Annotated in this window: 6 protein-coding genes, 1 tRNA gene and 1 pseudogene; 1 reads left to right on the forward strand and 7 read right to left on the reverse strand. The window is 69.1% G+C overall.

Annotated elements, in window-relative coordinates:
• Positions 1-32: 32 nt before the first annotated feature.
• Both G6020_RS10140 and G6020_RS10145 read right to left on the reverse strand, forming a co-directional pair.
• On the reverse strand, positions 33-407 hold the full coding sequence (locus G6020_RS10140) for a DUF3817 domain-containing protein (RefSeq protein WP_182610536.1): 375 nt from the start codon (positions 405-407) through the stop codon (positions 33-35).
• Positions 404-940: a hypothetical protein gene (locus G6020_RS10145; protein ID WP_182610537.1), complete on the reverse strand. Its 537-nt coding sequence runs from the start codon at positions 938-940 to the stop codon at positions 404-406. The genes G6020_RS10140 and G6020_RS10145 overlap by 4 nt, the downstream gene beginning before the upstream one ends.
• Positions 941-998: 58 nt before the next feature.
• Here G6020_RS10145 and G6020_RS10150 point away from each other — a divergent pair.
• A tRNA-Leu gene (locus tag G6020_RS10150) sits at positions 999-1,080 on the forward strand.
• Positions 1,081-1,096: 16 nt separating this feature from the next.
• Here the strand turns inward: G6020_RS10150 and G6020_RS10155 are convergent.
• The 5 genes and pseudogenes from G6020_RS10155 to G6020_RS10170 form a co-directional block, all read right to left on the reverse strand.
• The gene (locus G6020_RS10155; protein WP_179524858.1) at positions 1,097-1,486 is read right to left on the reverse strand and encodes a CBS domain-containing protein; all 390 of its coding nucleotides are present in this window, start codon (positions 1,484-1,486) and stop codon (positions 1,097-1,099) included.
• Positions 1,487-1,551: 65 nt separating this feature from the next.
• Entirely contained in the window at positions 1,552-1,902 is a 351-nt protein-coding gene (locus tag G6020_RS10160) for a transcriptional regulator (RefSeq protein WP_182610538.1), read from the reverse strand.
• The gene (locus tag G6020_RS17540) at positions 1,899-2,726 is read right to left on the reverse strand and encodes a DUF1538 domain-containing protein (protein ID WP_347238351.1); all 828 of its coding nucleotides are present in this window, start codon (positions 2,724-2,726) and stop codon (positions 1,899-1,901) included. The genes G6020_RS10160 and G6020_RS17540 overlap by 4 nt, the downstream gene beginning before the upstream one ends.
• A gap of 24 nt (positions 2,727-2,750) precedes the next feature.
• Positions 2,751-3,318, reverse strand: a pseudogene (locus tag G6020_RS17055) (DUF1538 domain-containing protein); the annotation flags it as partial.
• A 158-nt stretch (positions 3,319-3,476) separates the two neighbouring features.
• On the reverse strand, positions 3,477-3,864 hold a 388-nt coding region (locus tag G6020_RS10170), incomplete at its 5' end, for a gluconokinase (protein ID WP_182610539.1).

Consider the following 3,864-nt stretch of genomic DNA (forward strand, 5'->3'; position numbering starts at 1 on the left):
TCGGATCGGCGCCGGTTCAGATCGGCGCCGGCTCAGATCGCGTATTCGGCTCGGACGTCCCGGGTCCGCTTGTGCTCGAACCAGAACGACAGGAACGGGACCGTCCCGGCCAGGGCGGTCAGCAGGGTGCGGGAGGCGGGCCACCGGGCCTTGATCGCCAGGTCGAGGGTCATGAACAGGTAGAAGATGTAGAAGACACCGTGGGCCTGTCCGATGTAGGTGAACCAGTCGGGAGCGTCCGAGGAGTTCTCCAGGATCAGGTACTTGTAGATCATCTCGACCGTGAGGACCAGCAGCCACACGCCGGTGATCCAGGCCAGGACGCGGTACCGGGCGAGCGCCCCGCGGACCTTGCCGTCGGGATCCGGCTTGCGGTCGTCGGTCTCCGGGGTGGCTGCGACGGTCATGTGGTGTGTCTCTCCTGGTGACGGTCGCCGGCGGCCGCGTCCTGACGGGCCAGCTCGGCGAGGTATGAGTTGTAGGCGTCCAGAGCCTCATCTCCGGTCCGGGCCTCCGCGGCGGGACGCCGGGGCAGAAGATCCGCGGGGATCTCCGTGACGATCTCCTGCCTGCGCGAACCCCGGCGCAGGGGCGGAGCGTCGGGGTGGCCGTCGACCTCGTCGTCGTCACCCTCATCCCCGTCGGCACCGGCGGCTGGGAGGGCCGACTCGGCCTCGTCGGCCTCCAGTCGCACGTACTTCAGGTACGCGTAGACCAGGAACCCCGCCAGGAACGGCCACATGAAGGTGTAGCCGAGGTTCTGCACCGTCCCCGTGGCCTCCTGGTAGCGGGCGAGCTGCCAGAACCCCATCCCCAGGCAGAAGATCGAACCCAGGACGACGAACGCGATCCACGAGGGGCGGTGCCTGACCTTGGTCGAGACCGGCGGACCGGAGGCGGGGTCGCCTCCGACCGTGCGGTCGCTCAGGGTGTCGGACACCCCTCCACGATACCGCCGACGGCGCGGTAAGCTCACCTCGCCCGGCACCCCCGGGCGGGCGCCCGTGGCGGAATTGGCAGACGCGCTGGATTTAGGTTCCAGTGTCTACGGACGTGGGAGTTCAAGTCTCCCCGGGCGCACCGCACAGATCGCGGTTCAGTCGAGCTCGTCGATCAGCCGGGCGAGGATGTCGTTCATCGTGAGCAGACCGATGAGGTCGTTGCCGCGGACCACGACCAGGCGGTTGAGGTGGAACCGGCTCATCATGGCCGCGGCCTGGTTCACCGACAGGTCCTCTCCCACGGTGATGGCGGGCTTGACGGCGGCGTCGTAGACGTTGAGCAGGTCCACGTCGCCCTCCTCGACGACGATGGCGCGCAGCAGCTCGTTGTAGCTGAGCAGACCGTAGGCATCGTGGGGGTGCTGGCGGTCGACCACGAGGCTCTTGACCCTGTGGGAACGCATCATCGACAGCGCCTCGCGCAGGGTGGCGTAGGGGGAGATGGTGATCACCTCGGGCACCATGACCTGTTGGACGGTGAGCATTGGGGGTCCTCCTGGGTTGTACGGGCGGTATGGGGCGCGCGCGCGGGGGAGCGGGTGGGCGTGGCTCAGGTGTTCTCCCGGCGCATGTACTCCTCGAACTTCACCAGCTGCCGGGGGTCGATCCCGGTGAGGTGCTCGATGGGGACGTTGAAGGCGATGCCGTGGGAGTTGTCCCCGTCGACCAGGATCTCGTGCAGGGATTTGAGGATCGGGGTGGCCAGGTGGGTGCCCACGACCATGAGCAGCACCGACTGGGAGCCCTCGAAGGTCAGGCCGAAGAAGGTCTTCTTCTGCTGCGCACCGATGCCCTTGCCCTCCAGGATCGTCACCCCGGTCGCCCCGGCCCGTTGCGCGACCTCGATGGCGGTGTCCTCCAGTTCAGGTGGTGCGATCACTACGACGGCCGTGAATTTCATGTCGATTCCTTCCGCAGGCGGGGGATTCTCTCGAGGGCGATGGCATAGAGCAGGACGGAGATGATCGGGAAGATCGAGGCGGAGGCGATGAGGCCGAAGCCGTCGAGCAGCGCGCTGCGGCCGTCGATGGCGCTGGCCAGTCCGATGCCCAGGGCGGTGACCAGCGGCACGGTGACCTCGGACGTGGTGACCCCGCCGAGGTCGAAGGCCAGGGCGACGATGTACTTCGGGGCCAGGACAACCAGGACGATGACCACGGCGTAGGAGACCATGATGAAGTAGTGCAGCGGCCCGCCGGACAGGATGCGGTACACCCCCAGCGCGATTCCGACCGCCACCCCCGTGGCCACGACCAGGCGGATGGCGGTGGCGTTGATCCCGGCCGGCGAGACGTTCTCGGCCTGGTCGGCGATGGCCACCAGGGCCGGCTCGGCCATGGTGGTGGCGAACCCGATGAGCAGGGCGAACAGCAGGATCAGCGCCGGCACGCCGCGGTCGATGAGCTGCTCGGCCATCTGCGTGCCCAGCGGGAAGAGCCCCATCGTCAGGCCCACCACGAAGGCGTAGAGCCCCACCAGGACCATGACGAACCCCACGGCCACGCGCAGCGGGTGGGACAGCTTGCGGCGCAGCGCGACGTACTGGAAGAACAGGACGACGATCACCATGGGCGCCACGTCGCGGACCATCTCCGCCAGGCCCACCACGTGCTCCAGCCAGAGCGGGGTGGAGCCCTGGTCCGACCCCGTGGTGGGCGTACCGCCGCCACCGCCGAAGGTGTAGACCCACATCCCGTAGAGCTGCACCCCGATCATCGGGACCATCACACACAGCGCGACCAGGCCGAAGCCGTCCGTGAGGGCGCTGCGGCCCCGGATCGAGTTGGCCAACCCGATCCCGATCTCGGCGATCAGCGGCACGGTCACGACGTTGGTGGTCACCCCGCCGGAGTCGAAGGCCAGGCCCACGATCTCCGGCGGGGCCACGAACGTGGCCACCAGGACCACCACGTAGCCGCCGATGAGGATCCGGTGGACCGCCCACCCCCGCAGCACGCGCAGGATCCCCAGGACCAGGACGAGACCCACGGACACGGCGAACCGCGATCAGGGCGGGTTCGGCCACGACCGCGGCGAATCCGATGGCGAAGCCGAAGGTGAGCAGCAGCCCCAGGGCCCCGCGGCGGGTGAACTGGTTGGCGAGGTTCTTGCCCACCGGGAACACGCTCAGGTCCAGGCCCTGGAGGAACAGGGCGATCCCCACCCCCACGATGAGCAGTCCGGCGACCAGCTGTAGCGGGTCCTCGGGCATCCGGCGGAAGACGAGCAGCTGGAAGGCCACCACCACGGCCACGATGGGCAACAGGTTCCTCAGGGCTTTCCGGAACTCCTGGGCGAAGTGTCGGAGATGCTCCATGGAGGCTGGGGTCCTCTTCCGGGGTCGGGTCGACAGGCGGCCTGGATCCCAGTCTGACGTACGACCACCGGGGCGTCCACGGAACGGTCGCGGGACCGTGGTCGGTCCACCGGGTCGGTGCGACCTCACCGCCGACTCACCGCGGACTCACCGCCGGCTCACCGACGACGGTCCTTCCGGAGCGCGGCGAGGGCCCTGTCGGCGATCTCCTCGACCGGAAGCGCGATCGGGCAGGTGATCCCGTCCTCGTCCGGGCCCAGGGACTCCAGGGTGGCCAGCTGCGATTCGAGGATCCGGTGGGATGCGAAGTGCCCGCGTCGAGCGGCGAGGCGGGCGGCGAGGAGCTCCGGGTCGGCGCCGAGTTCGACGAAGAACACCGGCCGGTCGACGTCCCGGAGGACGTCGCGGTAGGCGCGGCGCAGTGCCGAACACGCGACGACGACGCCGGGGTCCGGGCCGGTGCGGACCCCCTCCCGTTCCCGCTCCCGCATCCTGTCCCGGACCGCGTCGAGCCACGGCCCGCGGTCGAGGTCGGTGAGCGGCTCA

The sequence above is a fragment of the Dietzia sp. B19 genome (assembly GCF_014145155.1).
GTDB lineage: Bacteria > Actinomycetota > Actinomycetes > Mycobacteriales > Mycobacteriaceae > Dietzia > Dietzia natronolimnaea.